Below are 16,114 nucleotides of genomic sequence, written 5' to 3'. Positions count from 1 at the left end.
CTTTTTTAGCCCCATGCCGAGTAAAACCAAAGGGAGAAAACGAGTGGAGATTTCTTTTTATTTTCATAGCCGCGACTTATATATTGAAAAATCAAAATGGATATGTATATTGTTCGGGTATACACATAAATGGATTGGAATAAACCAAGGGTTAAGAAATAAAAGGATGGCTTAAGCCATCCTTTTATCCCGTTATTCGCGGACAGTAAGACCCCCACCTCAAGATTTAGTGAAAGTAAAGAAGATAGGTGAGGGATAAAGAAAACCCAACTGATGGAAGTTTCCCGTTATTTGTTTACTTCAAATGATTTTAAGTTATCACGACGAATTTTATCTTTTTCTGCATCAGATTTTTTGAAATTGTAATCATATAGAGCGCCTTCCCAATCACCATACATTGGGTTAGGGAAAATGATGAATTTCTCGCCAAATTGTGCTTTTGTTTCTTCAACTGTTTGATTGCGATCTTTTACAGATTTTCCATCAAATCCAGTGAAGTCAGATAAGTTATCACCGAAGAATAGGACGATATCGTGTGATTGTGAAACAAGTTCACGACGTTTTTCTTTCCCTTTTTCTTTCGGGTCTTGTAGTAAAATATGTTCTTTCGTTGCTTGTGGAGCGCCAACGCGTTCAAGGTTTTTAATCGTTGCATCTAATTGATTTGTTTTACGGTTTGAAATGTAGTAGATATCGACACCTTTAGATTCAGTATATTTTAAGAAGTCAATTGCACCAGGAAGAGCTGCCGCTTCTGCTTTATTAATCCACTCATCCCATTTATAAGGATAGCCCTTTCCTTCTTTCACAGTCATCGCTTGGTGGGGGCTGTTATCTAAAACGGTTTCATCTAAATCTAGTACAATTGCTGGTTTTTTACTTGTCCCTTTTGCAAGAGCAGCATCGAGTTTTAATTGTCCGATGTTATAGCCTTGATAATACAAAGCTTTTGTTTCACCAGCTGTTTGATACCATAGATCAGCCATTAGCTGTTGATCTGTTAATTTTACTTTTTCTTCTTTTGCTACAGTTTTTTCAGCTGTTCCTGAACATGCTACAAGTGATGTAGAAAGAACTGCTACAGATAATAATGTGGTAATGCCTCTTTTCATTTTCATATGTATCCTCCTTGATGCAACTAAATTCTTTAATATTATATATTAAAATATAATATTTTTTATACCTTTTTTTATGAACTTTTGTATATTGTCTTTTGTATATATAGTAGTGTGCCTTATATTAGAAAGATGAGCAAAATGATAATGAGTTATTTGACTTACTTTATTGTCAAAATGACAATTATAATTGACAAACTCCGTTCTGTTATTTACAATTTTAACTAAATGAAACAAATGATGGATTAGAGATGATGGTACATATAAGAGAATGAAATATAATACTATATTTTATTTCAAACAATCATAGTCTTTAAGAGAGTACGAATGATATTAAAGGGGAGGCTTTATACTTTGAGTTTACAAATTCAAAACTTAACAAAAACATTTGGAGAATCAAAGGCAGTTAACGGTTTGCAAATCTCGTTACCAAAAGGTGAAGTGTTAGGTTTACTTGGCCGAAATGGTGCAGGGAAAACAACGACAATTAAAATGCTTCTTGGGTTATTAACGCCTAATGAAGGTTCTATTACGTGGGATGGAAAAACATTTGGTAATAGTGGGGTAACAATTGGATATTTGCCAGAGGAAAGAGGATTATATACAAAAAGTAGGGTAATAGATCAACTGCGATATTTTGGTAGATTAGAAGGAATGACGAAGAAAGAAGTCGATCTTGCAATCGATCACTGGTTAGAACGATTAGCAATCCCAGAATATAAATTTAAAACGGCAGGAGAGCTTTCAAAAGGGAATCAACAAAAAATTCAATTAATTGCGGCCCTTCTTCATAATCCAGAACTACTTATTTTAGATGAACCATTTAGCGGACTTGATCCAGTTAATGCTGGAATGCTAGCTAGTATTATTGAAGAACAAGTACAGAGCGGAAAGACGATTATTTTATCAAGTCATCGTATGGAACAAGTAGAGGCTTTTTGCCAACATGTATGTATTTTGAAAAAAGGTGAAGCAGTCGTAGAAGGACAGCTAAGTGATATTAAGAAAGAATACGGTTTTCGTAATTTAACTATTGAAGATACAGCAGAGAATGAAAAGGGATTAGAAGCTATACATGTTCCGTATGAAAAACAACAAGGCCTTCTTTATGTAAAAGTACAAGACGATGCAGAAGCTCTAAAGATTTTGCAACAATTGCAAGAGCAAGGTGTAAGCTTAAGGCAATTTAAAATGCTAGAGCCGACGCTAAACGAAATATTTGTAGAAAGGGCGAAATAACAATGCGTAAATTTTCTCATGTATTTTCATTTTATTTCAGGGAAGCATTTTTTTCTAAAAAATCATTGATTACGAGTGCGATTTTATTTTTAGTTGTGTTTGGAATCTTTGCATTTAACCATTTCACTTCTGATGGAGATAAAAGTAAGGAGAAAGATAAGATTGCAGTTGTAGTAGAAAGTTCTACATATAAAATACAAAAAGAAGAGTTAAATAAGTTATTGCCATCAGCAAAAATAACGGTTGGTTCAAAGGGTGATTTTGATAAATTCCATAAACAAGTAGAAGAAGGAGATTTAGATGGTTTATTCCATGTGAAAGAAAAGAATGGAGTTCCAGAGGTTACGTATATGTTTAATGGGTTCCCTAGTGAAACAACTTCTACAATTATGGCTAGTTATTTAAAGGAGCAATATACGGCAGTAACGGTTGCTAAACATAATGTTTCACCGGAAATTGCACAACAATTGCAAACAGAAATTTCCGTGAAACAAGAAGCGATAAAAGATCGTTCTGCCTCTTTCGGAATTGCATATTTCTTTACATTCGCTTTGTATATGTTCATTGTTGCGTTCGGAAGCACAATTGCGATGAATATTGCTTCTGAAAAAGCTTCTCGCGTTATGGAAGTCATGATTCCGAAAGTAAAACCTCTTACTATGATGTATGCAAAAATTTTGGCAGTTGTTTCAACGGCGTTATTACAACTTGTTATATTGGCATGTGGTTACCTTGTTCCTTGTGTACTAGGCTGGGTAGATTTAGAAAGTGGTTCATTATTTGGATTGCCAATTGATTTTACAAAGCTAGATGCACAAGTTATCAGTATGTTCCTAATTTATTTTGTTACAGGATATTTCCTTTATGCGATGATGTATGCAGCTGCTGGTGCGGTTGTTTCTAAGACTGAGGATTTACAAGGTGTAATGTTCCCGGTGTCGATTTTAATAATGGCAGCATTATTCATTAGTATGAAATCATTAAGTGATCCGAATAGTACTATTGTTGTTGTAAGTTCGTATGTTCCGTTCTTTACACCGATGGTCACATTCTCGCGCATTGTAGCTGGTGAGGCGGGGATGTTAGAAATTACGATAACACTTGCGATTCTTTTGGCGACGATTGGTATATTAAGTGCTGTTACGAGTCGTATTTATGTAAATGGTGTAATGAATTACTCAGACAAAGTGAAATTTAAAGATTTAGCGAAATTTATTAAACGTCAATAATAGGAAAAAGCATGATTTTCTTGTGAAATCATGCTTTTTCTTTATGTATAAATTAAAAATAGTATATAATAATAAGAGTTGTCTTTTAATAGAATGAATAAAAAGGAGGGTGTGCAGATGGGAATTAGTAGCCGTTTTACAGTAGGTGTTCATATGTTAACGTTACTTGCGATAGATCGAAACTCTCGCTGTACCTCTGAATGGATTGCTGGCAGTGTGAATACAAACCCAGTTGTGATTCGCCGCATTACAGGAATGTTAAAAAGAGCAGGTCTAGTGGATGTACAAGCAGGGAAAGGTGGTACATCACTTGCTCGTGATTTAGATGAGATTACATTACTTGATGTATATAAAGCAGTGGAAGTAGTAGAAGAAGGACATCTATTTTCTTTCCATGAGAATCCAAATATTGAATGTCCAGTAGGTGCGAATATTCAATCGGTATTAGAAATTATATTAATGCAAGCGCAAGAAGCGATGGAAAGCGTACTTGCGAATGTAACAGTTCAGCAACTTGTTACAAATTTACAATCAAAAATTAAAAAGTAAAAGAAGCGAGCCTCATATAAGTGGGCTCGCTTCTTTTACTTTCAGAAAGATCGAAGATTCTATTTTTCAGTATTTAATACAAATTTCCCTACAATGGCAGCAACGATACCACCAAGAATTGGTGCAACAATAAATACCCACAATTGAGATACAGCTTCTCCGCCAGCAAATAAAGCTGGTGCTAGGCTACGTGCAGGGTTAACAGAAGTGCCTGTTAATGGAATACCTAATAAGTGAACTAATACCAGTGTAAAGCCAATTACTAATCCGGCTAATTGTGCGTTTCCCTTTTTACCTGTTACTGCAATAATTACTAAAATAAAGACGAATGTTAAAACAAATTCAACTAAGAAAGATCCTGACAAACCAAGATTTCCAAAAGCATTTTGTCCTAAGTTATCTAAAGACATATTAGAAGATTTTAAAATTGTCACTAATGTTGCAGTTCCTAATAAACCACCTAAAACTTGAGCTAATAAATAGTAGCTAAGTTCCATAGCATTCATTCGTTTGTTTACAAACATGGCAATTGATACTGCCGGGTTTACATGACATCCAGAAATTGTTCCAATGCTATATGCCATAGCAACAATTGATAATCCGAAAGCCATTGCAATTCCTAAAGTTCCAATTCCTTCAATTCCGCCGCCTAAAACAGCTGTTCCAGTTCCAAATAATACAAGTACAAAAGTACCAATAAATTCAGCGATTCCTTTTTTTAACATAATTTTCCTCCTCATGTACACATGAATCGTAGTATAGCATAAAATTAGGTGCTTTTAAGTATAAATGGAAAATGAAATATTATTCTGATAAAAAAATAGGGAAGGATTATACAATTTTGATCAAATAAAAAACATGATTCTCAAAGAATAATCATGTTTTTTATTTATGCAGTGTTTTCATTTGTTATGCTGTTTTCTTTCGTTTAGTAACTGGAATAGATCGATTCAAAATGCTATTTGTGATCATTCCAGCTATAATGATAATCATCCCAATAAGTGAGAGTCCGATAGGGAATGAACCATTTAAGAAAAGCATTTCACCAAGAACAGTAAATACCATAGTTCCGGCTTGCGTTGCTTCTACAGCACCTAATAAGGAAAGGTTATCTTTCGCTAAATCTGTTGCAAAGAAAAATGTCATTGTGGCGATAACACCAGAACATAATGCTAATAAAAATCCTTGAAGCATTTGACCGGATGTTGGAATGCCTGTTGCCCCAAAACCATATATTGCAAGAATAATTGCTATAGGCAGGCTGCCGATTGCCATTCCTAATACACGCTGGAAAGTATCAAGGCGTCCTCCTACAACTTCCATCATTTTTCGATTGCCGAATGGATATAAGAAAGCTGCAAGAACAACAGGAAGAAAACCAGATATAAATTGAGTGGCTGTAATATGCCCAGCTTCTGTTGCTTGCATACAAATGACACCAATTAAAATGAAAAGTGATACGTATAAACTGCGAAGTGGGATTTTTCCGCGTACGCGTTTTGTACCTGTTTTTGTTTCAATCGTAATAAAAAATAATGGCGATAGTAGCAAGCCAGCGAGTATTGTAACTTGCCAAGTTCCTGCAACAAGCCAAGCTGGAGAAAAGACAGCAGCAAAGCTTAATAAAGAATAAAAGCCGATCCCTGCTAAAGATCCCCACCCTAGCCATGCAAAGGGATGTTTTCGCATTTCTGACCATAAGGGCCAAAAGTTTTTGCGAAATAAAACGATAAGGAATAAAATAGGGAGAGCGAATAAAAAGCGAAAAGAAGCAGTCCAAGCCCAGCTTGTTCCAGATACATTCATTGCTCTGTTAATAATGAATGTTGCAGAGAAAAAGGCGGATGATAAAATACCTAATAATATTGCGCGCATGATACGTAAGCACTCCTTTCGAGATTCGAAATATTTATGTATAGTATAATATACTTAAAATTAATTAAAGTAAACTATTTTATACTTAGAGGTGATTTTGTTACTATGAAAGAAAAAGAGGATATGCAAACAAAAGAAGTCATTCAGCAAGTTGGTCAGTTATTAAGACAAATTCGTAATGAACAAAAACTGAGTTTAGAAGAATTGGCGCAAAAAACAGGGGTTAGTAAATTAACATTAGGAAAAATCGAAAGAGGTGAAACGAATCCAACATTAGCCGTCATTTGGAAAATTACGAAGGGGCTGTCAATTCCATTGTCGAGGTTAATGGTAGTTGGAGAACCAGTAGCGATTGCTCGCTGTGGAGAAGGATTTGCGGTAGACGTAGGACAGGCATGGCGGTTAGAGACAATGTTCCGGTATACGAAAGAAACGGGCATGGAGATGCATCGTGCTTGTTTAAGACCGCAAAGTATGTATGAGCCAGAGTCTCACCATGAAGGGGCGATTGAACTTGTTACAGTTATGAAAGGACAAGTTGCTATTCAAGTTGAAAATGATGTATATGAATTAAATGAATTTGATTCGATTCAGTTTGAAGCGAATAAGAAGCATAGTTATAAAAATGCTGGAGATGAAATAGCTGTTTTGCATTTAACGATGAAGTATTCTTCTTAGCTATAAAAAGGGAGCGCTTGCAATAAAGCGCTCTTTTTTTATAGATTTTAACTGTATTTTTGATAAAATACAGTTAAGTTGGAATATTCTGAAAAAATAAACTGAGTAGGATAAGGGATGAGGCGAATGACGAAATTTAGATTATGGAGATTGGTGCAACAAATTCGAACAAGCCTTCGTTTAAAGTTATTAACATGTTTTTTAGTGGTCGCACTTATTCCGCTCATGTTGTTTAGTTGGATGTCATATGAAAAGTCATCCAATCTTGTAAATGAACAGTTTGGGGATTATGGAAAGTTTGCTATATCGCAGCTTCAAACTCAAATTGAATTAACATTAAGCCATATGCATTTAATTGCTAGTGATATTCAAGAATATTTATCAGACCCGACATTAATTGTTTTAAAAAAAGAAGCACCGAAATCGTATTCGGAATTTATTATTGAGAAAAATTTTGAAAGGTTTTTAGAAGCGCATAAAACAGCACAAACGAAGGGGATCTTTTTAATTACACCTAGCGGTTATTATTATGGAGATCGGTATTTAGATGTGCAGAAACTAAAACAAGAAAAATTTTGGGAAGAACAAGGGGATTTATCACAAGGGTATTGGAATGGGATCTATGTTCCGAATCATTACTCTGCACTTGATAAAAGCAAAGTAATTGGATTACTTGTTCCAGTTAAAACATCATTCGGTAGCTTGAAAGATAGCCGAATATTAGTGGAAACAGATGCGACGGATTTATTTAAGTTTATTGATTCATTAGAAACAGATTTGCATGCATTGATTACCATTCGTGATGAAAAAAAACAGGTGATTTATACGACGGATGAAAATTATAAAAAAAACAAGGATGATATCATTTGGGAAAAGCCAATTCCATCAAATAAATGGAGTCTAGAAATTATTATTCCAGAAAAAGAATTTTATCAATCTTCTACAATTATTTTGTTTGTTACATTAATTGGAATTGTTGTATCACTGTGCTTAGCTTTTATGCTGGCATTTTTAATCTCGGCTAAGTTAACGGAAAATATCACGAATTTGGATCATGCAATATCTCAAGTAAGTAAAGGAGATTTTTATACAAATATACCAATAAATTCACAAGATGAAGTAGGGAGTTTAACTGTGAATTTTAATAAAATGGTTGTTAAAATTAAATCATTAGTAGAAGAAATATATCAGAAAGAAAAGTTGAAAAAAGAAGCTGAGCTCAAGGCAATTCATTATCAAATTAATCCGCACTTGCTATTTAATACATTAAATTCTATTCAATGGAAAGCAAAGCTTCAGGGGGCAAGTGATGTAAGTGAAATGATTTATCATCTTGTTGCTGTGTTAGAAGGGAATTTAAATTTTGCGAATGATCTTGTCACACTCCAAAGTGAACTAACCATTATTGAGCACTATTTAAAGGTACAGGAGATTCGATTTGGAAATCATTTTTCTTATACGCAAAATGTCTCGTCTTCTATGAAAGGGGAACATATTCCAAGAATGTCGCTTCAGCCTATATTTGAAAACATATTTTTTCATGCTTTCGACGATGGACATGGAGCTATTACATTATCGGCATTTGAAAAGGATAATGGTGACTTATGTATACATATTACCGATGATGGTCGTGGTATTTCTGATAGGCGGAAACGGGATTTATTACAAGAGCCGTCTGCAGAACAAAGAGGTGGGCTTGGATTATATAATATCGATCAAAAATTCAAATTACATTTTGGGCTAGAGTACGGATTAACGATTCAATCAGAAGAAAAGAAAGGAACTATAGTTCAGATTCTTTGGCCAAAGGGAGGGATACAGAAGTGAAACGTATTAAAGTGCTCATTGCGGATGACGAGACGATTGTTCGAAGGGGATTGAAGATGGCGGTAGATTGGTCGGCGTATAATATGGAAGTAGTAGCGGATGTGCCAAATGGTGAGAGAGGATGGGAGGAGTTTGTACAGCATGAGCCAGAAGTGGTTATTACAGATATTGTTATGCCTGTTGTAAATGGAATTGAGTTTGTGAAAAAGATTAAACAACATGCGCCGAAAACAAAGGTATTATTATTAAGTTGTCATCGTGATTTTGAATATGCGCAAGAAGGAATTAAACTGGGGGTTTCAGGTTATTTATTGAAAACATCGTTTCATGATGAGGAGCTGGATCAATATTTACGAGCATTTCAAAAAGAGTTAATGATTCATAGGGAAGCGGAAGGGATTGAACAGCAAAAATTCCTCTTTTACGAAGATTTTTTTCAATGGTTATGTGGTTTTCAAAATCAGTTTCAAGAAGTACTTGTGGATTTATTTCGTAATGAATGGAAATGGATGAACGATGGGTATTATGCTTGTTTTATAAGATCGGAATCGAGATTACATCTCATATTACAAGATATTGATCAAAAGATACCAAATCCACATGTGAAGATCTTATGTGGAAAGGAGCAATGTTTCTTATTTCTTAATGAAAACTATAAGGAAATGATGGAGCAAATGTTTATGGATGTAAAGAGTACATACGAAGAGCTATATTGGATTACATCAGGGGAGCTGTTCAGTATAGAGCAATGGATCGATTCGGTTAAATCGATGAAGCAATTTGCAGAACTTGAGATTAAGTATAAAGTAACGATTAACAATTGGCCAAAAACAATTAAAGAGGCTATTTTGTATACAATGAATCATTTATCAGAGCCAATTGTTGTTTCAGAAGTGGCAGAGATGGTGGGACTAAGCAGGAGCCATTTTAGTATGCTTTTTAAAAAGATAATAGGTGAAAGTTTTCATTCTTTCACAGAACGAAGAAAACTTGAACTTGCCATGCAAATGCTTCAAACAACCTCACTTACGATTCAAGAGGTAGCGGAACATATTGGTATTTCAAATAGTAAATATTTTAGTAAATGGTTTAAAAAGTGTACAGGAACAACGCCATCAGAATATCGAGAAAAACAATGTGGAACTTTATATAAAACAAATTGACACCCTGATTTCGTCGAACGAACAATTTGATAACAAAAATCGAACAAATCGATGTTTTTAATCGCTTTCATAAAAGGTAAAATGAAAGCGGTTAAATTATTTATTCTGAAAAATCAGAAATAAAAAAAGCTTTTTGGAGAAGGGGAGTGTGTGCAGTGAGAAAAATGGTACATGTATGTCTTAGTTTTATGCTCGTACTTATTGTTTTTTTAGCTGGTTGTAGCTCAAATGAGACTACAAGCAAAAAATCATCAAAGGATGATGAAAAGAAACAAACATCAAATGATGGAACAGTTTTGCGATTTGCAACTTGGGATGCTGGAAAGAATTTAAAGATTCAGCAGCAAATTGCAAAGAAATTTGAAGAGAAGAATCCGGGAGTAAAGGTACAGGTGGAGGCTTATGGTGATGGTTTTGATCAAAAGCTCGCAGCATCTTTCGGGGCGAAAAACCCACCGGATGTTATGTATATGTGGAATTTCCCAGCTTACTATAAATCTCTTGAGCCTTTAGATGAACTGGCAAAGAAAGATCCAGATGTGAAATTAGATGACTTTTATCAAGGGCTATTTAACTACTCTAGTATTGACGGGAAATTATATGGTATGCCAGCAGGGTTTACAACGCGGGTTATATATTACAATAAAAAGTTATTTGATAAAGCGAATATTCCATACCCGAAAGATGGATGGACTTGGGATGAGTTTGTAGACACTGCGAAAAAGTTAACAGATGCAAGCAATAAACAATATGGCTTTGCTTTACGACCTGAGCCAGATACGTATGATTTACAAGGGTTTATTTGGAGTAACGGTAGTAGTTTTGTAAGTGAAGATGGAAAACAAATAAAAGGACATATGAACAGTCCAGAAACAATTGAAGTTATGAAATCTTTCCAAAGTATGCTAAAGGATAAAACGGCTGTATTAGTAGGTGGAAAAAATCAACAGAGCGGTGATGATATTTTTAAAGCTGGGAAGTTAGCGATGTGGGAGAGTGGAATTTGGCCATTAGAAGGATTTAAAGATGCAAAAATTGATTTTGGTACAGTAGAACCTCCTGCATTTAAAGGGAAACCAGTGAAGGGACTTGTTGGTACATCAGCTGTTTCAATTGCAAAAGATGCAAAGCATAAAGAGTTAGCTTGGGAGTTTGTTAAGTTTTATTCTTCACCAGAAGCAATTAAAATGCGAACTTCTGATTTGCCAGTTCGAATTAGTGTTGTAAAAGAATTGAAGAAAGAGGAAGATGCGAATGTTAAACCGTTCTACACAATGCTAGAACGTTCAACAAATACACCAGCATTTTTACTTAACCCAAAATGGGATGAAGTAAACCGGAATTTATCAGCGGCAATAAATGCAATTATGCTTGGGCAAGATCCAGAGCAATTATTAAATAAATCTGTTCAAGATTCAGAGAAATATATGGATAAATAATTGTAAAAGCAAAGAGGTGTGGATGTTGAAATATGGAGTATCTATAGAAAGTGAAACGAATATAGCCATTAGGAAAAAGAAAATGAAATGGGAGAAACTCGTTCCTTATGCATTTATATTTCCATGGGTATTTGGCTTTGTAGCATTTACCCTTGGTCCTCTTTTATTTTCATTATTTATTAGTTTTTTTGACTGGCCGCTTATTGGAGAAGTTCAATTTGTTGGACTAAAAAACTATCAAGATATGTTTCTAAATGACCCGATGTTTTGGGACTCGTTATGGGTTACGGTGAAATTTGCAGCATTATTTGTTCCATTTAATTTAATTATTGCCCTATTTTTAGCGATTTTGCTAAATCAAAAGGTAAAAGGATATGCGTTTTTTCGAACATTTTTCTATTTGCCAAGCGTTATTTCTGGTGTGGCTTTAGCGATGATTTGGGCATGGGTGTATAACGGAGAGTATGGTATTTTGAATTATTTTCTATCGCTTGTTGGTATAAAAGGACCAAATTGGTTAAGTGATCCGAACTGGTCGCTAATTGCGATGGTAATTGCTAGTTTATGGGGACAAGGTACGCTTATGCTCATTTTTTTAGCAGGATTAAAAAATATCCCGCAAAACTTGTATGAGGCTGCTTCCATTGATGGAGCTGGAAAAGTGCAACAATTTTTCAAAATTACATTGCCGATGTTAACGCCGACGATTTTATTTAATTTAATTACAACAATTATCGGTGCGTTTCAACAATTAACATTAGCGCTTGTATTAACTGGCGGAGGTCCATTAAAGTCCACCTATTTTTACGCGATGTATGTATATGAAAATGCATTTAAGTATTTTAAAATGGGCTATTCATCAGCGAATGCTTGGTTTATGTTTTTAATCATTTTAGGGTTAACACTACTTGTTTTTAAATCATCAGCAGCTTGGGTTTATTATGAAAATGAGATGAAGTCAAAGTAGAAGATGAATAAGGAGGATGCAGTGTGAGAACGAAGAAGCGCATACATCGAATTGTAGTGTACGCACTATTAATAGGTTTTTCCATTTTATTTTTATTGCCCTTCTTTTGGATGATTACAACATCTGTGAAATCACCAGAAGAATTATATTTATATCCGCCAAAGTGGATTCCATCTGAGTTTAAATTTAGTAATTTTGCAAAGGCGTGGACGAGTCAACCATTTAATACTTTTTTATGGAATTCAATTGTTGTAACAGTATTTTCAACAATCGGACAGTTAATATCATCTTCTTTAGTAGCATACGGTTTTGCACGTTTTAAATTTAAAGGACGGGATATTTTGTTCATGATTGTGCTAGCGACGATGATGATTCCGTGGGAAGTAACGATGATTCCGCTTTATATGGAATTTAATGCTCTCGGCTGGATTAATACGTTAAAATCTTTAATTATTCCATCTTGGTTTGGCGGTGCGTTTTTTATCTTTTTAATGAGACAATTTATTATGTCTGTTCCAAAGGAGCTAGATGAGGCTGCAAGGATGGATGGTGCGAACGCTTTTCAAGTTTACTACCGTATTTATTTACCGATTATGAAACCGATTTTAATTCTTGTTGCTGTTTTTAATATTTTAGGATGTTGGAACGATTATCTAGGACCGCTTATTTTCTTAAATGACCAAAGCAAATATACATTAACGTTAGGCTTAGCACAGTTTAAAGGTATGTTTGGCGTTGATATGGAAGGGATTATGGCGGTGACATTGTTAATTAGTATTGTACCTCTTGCACTCTTCTTTTTCGCACAACGCTATATTGTGGAAGAGTCGGGGCATACGGGCCTTAAATAATAGAGCGTAGAAATGATGTGACAAAGTGAATGCAAAAAGGAGGATCGATATGGGACATAACATGTTAGAGGACTTAGAAAATGTTCAAGTAACAGGGCGGAATCGCATGGAGGGAAGAGCACATTTTATTCCATTTCAAACTGAACAAGCGGCTCTATCTTTTACGCGTGAAAGCTCTTCTTATTACAAATTGCTGAATGGAATGTGGAAGTTTTTGTACTTAGAATCCCCAAAGCAACTTCCAGAGAATTTTTTCATAAGTGAATTTGATTGTAGTGAATGGGATACGATTCATGTACCTGGGCATTGGCAATTGCAAGGATACGGAAAGCCGCATTATACCGATTTATATTATCCGTTTCCGGTTCAGCCACCCCATGTTCCATTTGAAAATCAAGTGGGTTGTTATAAAAATGAATTTTATATACCAGAAAGTTGGAACGGAGGATGTATTCGTATTCGATTTGAAGGTGTGGATAGTGCCTTTCATTTATGGATAAATGGAGAAGAAGTGGGATATAGCCAAGGAAGTCGTTTGACGGCAGAGTTTGATATTACATCGTTTGTTCATGCCGGAAAGAATACGATGATAGTATGTGTGTATAGATGGTGTGATGGATCTTATATAGAAGATCAAGATATGTGGTGGCTAAGTGGTATTTTTCGTGATGTGTACATTATGCATGAACCTGCTGTACATATTTATGATATGAGGTTAGGTACAACGCTTGATGAAAATTATGAAAATGGTGTATTACAACTAAGTACAAAGATTTGCAACGAACAATTACTGAATAAAAATTATGTACTAGAGTATAAGTTTTGTAATAAGAATGGGGAAGTATTAGATCAACATACATCGTATTTGGACTTACAGGGGAAAAGGGTTATAGATGATACACATTCGTTTTCTGTCAAAAAGCCGCAGAAATGGTCCGCAGAAGACCCGTATTTGTATATTGTATTGTTCACGATTCGAAACGAAAATAGTGAAGTTGTAGAAGTGATTTCACAGAAGATCGGTTTCCGGATGATTGAGATGAAGGATAGAAATCTTCTTGTCAATGGTATTCCCATTATATTTAAAGGGGTGAATCGTCACGATCACGACCCGGATACAGGAAGATATGTCACATATGAAACAATGAAACAAGATGTAATGCTTATGAAACAGCATAATATTAATGCGGTGCGAACAGCACATTATCCGAATGATCCACGTTTTTATGATCTATGCGATGAATATGGTTTATATGTAATTGATGAGGCTGATTTGGAATGCCATGGATTTGAGTTAATTGGTAATGCAAACGTATTAAGTGATGATCCTGAATGGGAAAATGCTTATGTAGATCGTGTGGAACGTATGGTGCGTCGAGATCGCAATCATTCTTCAATTATTATGTGGTCACTCGGAAATGAATCTGGGTTCGGTTGTAATTTTATTGCAATGGCGAATAAGTGTAGGGAATTGGACCAATCAAGAATCATTCATTACGAAGGGGATCGAGAAACGAAAGTCGCTGATATTTTTAGTACAATGTATTCTTCAGTCGAAAAGATTATTGGTTATGCAGAAGAAGAAAAGTGGGAAAAACCTCATATTTTATGTGAGTATGCTCATGCGATGGGAAATGGACCAGGCGGATTAAAAGAATATTGGGAAGCGATTTATAGTCATAAAAGATTACAAGGTGGCTTTGTTTGGGAATGGATTGATCACGGATTACGTCAAGTGAATGAAAATGGAGAAGAGTACTTTGCATATGGAGGTAACTTTGGAGATACTCCGCATAATAGTAATTTCTGCATTGATGGACTACTCTTGCCAGATCGAACGCCATCGCCAGCTTTGTTGCAATATAAGAAAATAATTGAACCTATTAAAGTAGGAGAGATAGACATACGAAGTGGTAGGATTTCGATACAAAATATATATGATTTTCGCTCATTGAAAGGCTATCGTATGCAGTGGACTGTCAAAAAAGAAGGAAAAGTAATTGCGAGTGATTCTATAGATGCCCCGCCTTTGTTACCGAAAGAGAGTTGTGAGATTCAGTTGCTCTTTAAAGATGAAATAGCCCTTCATACAGAGGAGGATTGCTATGTAACAGTATCGATTGTATTAGGAGCAGATACAAATTGGGGAGTAGCAGGACATGAAATAGCTTGGGAACAATTTTGTATTCCAGCTCTGAAAAAGATAAGAAGAAAAAGAGATTCGAAGTTATATGAGTCAGTAACTTTACATGAAACAAAGGAGGAAATTCGTGTTGCTGGTGAAAGTTTTGCTATTTCTTTTCACCCTGTAACAGGGCGTATAAAAGACTGGACCTTTAAAGGGCAATCACTTATGGAAGAAGGGCCTGAATTAATTATTTGGCGGGCAACAATTGATAATGATATGTATGTAGTTGAAAAATGGAAAGAACAATATGTACACCTTGTGAAACATGACGTAGCGAGTATAGAAGCTGTACAACTTGAAAATGGAAATGTTGAAGTTGTTGTGAAAGGATTTATTTCCCCGCTTGTCGTGAATTGGAAAATTGCTTTTACTTATACGTATGAAATTGAAAGAAGCGGAGCTATGAAAATAGAGACAAAGTTGAATCCAAGCGGTACTTTACCAGAGATGCTTCCGCGAATTGGGCTCGAAATGCGTCTGCCAAAACAATATCAAAATGTAAGTTGGTTTGGACGTGGACCAGGAGAATCATATGTGGATAGTAAAGAAGCGAACAAAATAGATTTGTATGAAATGACTGTAAAGGATGTATTTTTCCCGTATGTTTTTCCGCAAGAGACGGGAAATCGAACAGATGTAAAGTGGGTTTCGTTATATGATCAATATCATGTTGGATTTGTTGCGCATAGTACGCAAGATTTTAATTTTAGCGCCTTGCCTTACACGACAGAAGATTTAGAGAAAGCAGAGCATTTATATGAATTACAAGAAAGGGAGTTTGTTACGTTCCATCTAGATTATAAGCAAAATGGTTTAGGAAGCGCGAGTTGTGGGCCGGCTCAGCTTCAGGAGTATCAGTTGAAGCCGGAGCCGTGCCAGTTTGAAGTGTACATTGTTCCTTTTAATGGGGATCATAAACGAGCTTTTGAGATCGTAAAAGAATCTTAAATTACAAGAGAGCCCTTCTATTGCTAGGGCTCTTTCCTAGGGGGAT

The 16,114-nt window shown here is 35.3% G+C and carries 13 protein-coding genes; 10 read left to right on the top strand and 3 right to left on the bottom strand.

Annotated features, from left to right (window positions below):
• Positions 1-287: 287 nt before the first annotated feature.
• Positions 288-1,118, bottom strand: a complete 831-nt coding sequence (locus tag C564_RS0103330) for a 5'-nucleotidase, lipoprotein e(P4) family (RefSeq protein ID WP_003200718.1) — start codon at positions 1,116-1,118, stop codon at positions 288-290.
• 351 nt (positions 1,119-1,469) lie between these two features.
• On the opposite strand from C564_RS0103330, the gene C564_RS0103325 reads away from it, so the two are divergent.
• The 3 genes from C564_RS0103325 to C564_RS0103315 all read left to right on the top strand — a co-directional run bounded on the left by C564_RS0103325 (position 1,470) and on the right by C564_RS0103315 (position 4,132).
• Positions 1,470-2,354 (top strand): ABC transporter ATP-binding protein, encoded by an 885-nt coding sequence (locus C564_RS0103325; protein WP_003208657.1) that lies wholly within the window; start codon positions 1,470-1,472, stop codon positions 2,352-2,354.
• Between the two features lie 2 nt (positions 2,355-2,356).
• Positions 2,357-3,583, top strand: a complete 1,227-nt coding sequence (locus tag C564_RS0103320; protein WP_003200723.1) for an ABC transporter permease — start codon at positions 2,357-2,359, stop codon at positions 3,581-3,583.
• A 117-nt stretch (positions 3,584-3,700) separates the two neighbouring features.
• A complete protein-coding gene (locus C564_RS0103315) occupies positions 3,701-4,132 on the top strand; it encodes an Rrf2 family transcriptional regulator (RefSeq protein WP_016116523.1) in 432 nt (143 codons plus the stop codon).
• Positions 4,133-4,191: 59 nt separating this feature from the next.
• Here C564_RS0103315 and C564_RS0103310 read toward each other — a convergent pair whose 3' ends face one another.
• Together C564_RS0103310 and C564_RS0103305 are read right to left on the bottom strand one after the other, a co-directional pair.
• The gene (locus tag C564_RS0103310; protein ID WP_018764411.1) at positions 4,192-4,857 is read right to left on the bottom strand and encodes an aquaporin; all 666 of its coding nucleotides are present in this window, start codon (positions 4,855-4,857) and stop codon (positions 4,192-4,194) included.
• 184 nt (positions 4,858-5,041) lie between these two features.
• Positions 5,042-6,007, bottom strand: a complete 966-nt coding sequence (locus tag C564_RS0103305; RefSeq protein WP_018764410.1) for a DMT family transporter — start codon at positions 6,005-6,007, stop codon at positions 5,042-5,044.
• A 105-nt stretch (positions 6,008-6,112) separates the two neighbouring features.
• On the opposite strand from C564_RS0103305, the gene C564_RS0103300 reads away from it, so the two are divergent.
• The 7 genes from C564_RS0103300 to C564_RS0103270 all read left to right on the top strand — a co-directional run bounded on the left by C564_RS0103300 (position 6,113) and on the right by C564_RS0103270 (position 16,068).
• Complete coding sequence (locus tag C564_RS0103300) at positions 6,113-6,685, top strand: helix-turn-helix domain-containing protein (RefSeq protein ID WP_003200737.1); 573 nt, start codon at positions 6,113-6,115, stop codon at positions 6,683-6,685.
• A 117-nt stretch (positions 6,686-6,802) separates the two neighbouring features.
• Entirely contained in the window at positions 6,803-8,512 is a 1,710-nt protein-coding gene (locus C564_RS0103295; protein WP_051107053.1) for a sensor histidine kinase, read from the top strand.
• On the top strand, positions 8,509-9,675 hold the full coding sequence (locus C564_RS0103290; protein WP_018764408.1) for a response regulator transcription factor: 1,167 nt from the start codon (positions 8,509-8,511) through the stop codon (positions 9,673-9,675). Before C564_RS0103295 ends, C564_RS0103290 begins: the two co-directional genes overlap by 4 nt.
• A 188-nt stretch (positions 9,676-9,863) precedes the next feature.
• A complete protein-coding gene (locus tag C564_RS0103285; protein WP_081621443.1) occupies positions 9,864-11,114 on the top strand; it encodes an ABC transporter substrate-binding protein in 1,251 nt (416 codons plus the stop codon).
• A 22-nt stretch (positions 11,115-11,136) separates the two neighbouring features.
• The gene (locus tag C564_RS0103280; RefSeq protein ID WP_018764406.1) at positions 11,137-12,081 is read left to right on the top strand and encodes a carbohydrate ABC transporter permease; all 945 of its coding nucleotides are present in this window, start codon (positions 11,137-11,139) and stop codon (positions 12,079-12,081) included.
• A gap of 23 nt (positions 12,082-12,104) precedes the next feature.
• Positions 12,105-12,932: a carbohydrate ABC transporter permease gene (locus tag C564_RS0103275; RefSeq protein ID WP_018764405.1), complete on the top strand. Its 828-nt coding sequence runs from the start codon at positions 12,105-12,107 to the stop codon at positions 12,930-12,932.
• A 49-nt stretch (positions 12,933-12,981) separates the two neighbouring features.
• Positions 12,982-16,068: a glycoside hydrolase family 2 TIM barrel-domain containing protein gene (locus tag C564_RS0103270; RefSeq protein WP_018764404.1), complete on the top strand. Its 3,087-nt coding sequence runs from the start codon at positions 12,982-12,984 to the stop codon at positions 16,066-16,068.
• The last annotated feature ends 46 nt before the right edge of the window (positions 16,069-16,114 follow it).

It is taken from the genome of Bacillus sp. 105MF, from assembly GCF_000374885.1.
Lineage (GTDB): Bacteria > Bacillota > Bacilli > Bacillales > Bacillaceae_G > Bacillus_A > Bacillus_A pseudomycoides.
The sequence above is the reverse complement of the archived record's forward strand: the minus strand, read 5'-3'. Positions and strand labels throughout refer to the sequence as shown.

Bases quoted from the DNA above. Each gene is read 5' to 3' on its own strand.
- C564_RS0103320 (WP_003200723.1), top strand. From the start codon at position 2,357: ATGCGTAAATTTTCTCATGTATTTTCATTTTATTTCAGGGAAGCATTT.
- C564_RS0103315 (WP_016116523.1), top strand. From the start codon at position 3,701: ATGGGAATTAGTAGCCGTTTTACAGTAGGTGTTCATATGTTAACGTTA.
- C564_RS0103270 (WP_018764404.1), top strand. From the start codon at position 12,982: ATGGGACATAACATGTTAGAGGACTTAGAAAATGTTCAAGTAACAGGG.
- C564_RS0103310 (WP_018764411.1), bottom strand. From the start codon at position 4,857: ATGTTAAAAAAAGGAATCGCTGAATTTATTGGTACTTTTGTACTTGTA.
- C564_RS0103285 (WP_081621443.1), top strand. From the start codon at position 9,864: ATGCTCGTACTTATTGTTTTTTTAGCTGGTTGTAGCTCAAATGAGACT.
- C564_RS0103280 (WP_018764406.1), top strand. From the start codon at position 11,137: ATGTTGAAATATGGAGTATCTATAGAAAGTGAAACGAATATAGCCATT.
- C564_RS0103305 (WP_018764410.1), bottom strand. From the start codon at position 6,007: ATGCGCGCAATATTATTAGGTATTTTATCATCCGCCTTTTTCTCTGCA.
- C564_RS0103330 (WP_003200718.1), bottom strand. From the start codon at position 1,118: ATGAAAATGAAAAGAGGCATTACCACATTATTATCTGTAGCAGTTCTT.
- C564_RS0103300 (WP_003200737.1), top strand. From the start codon at position 6,113: ATGAAAGAAAAAGAGGATATGCAAACAAAAGAAGTCATTCAGCAAGTT.
- C564_RS0103295 (WP_051107053.1), top strand. From the start codon at position 6,803: ATGAGGCGAATGACGAAATTTAGATTATGGAGATTGGTGCAACAAATT.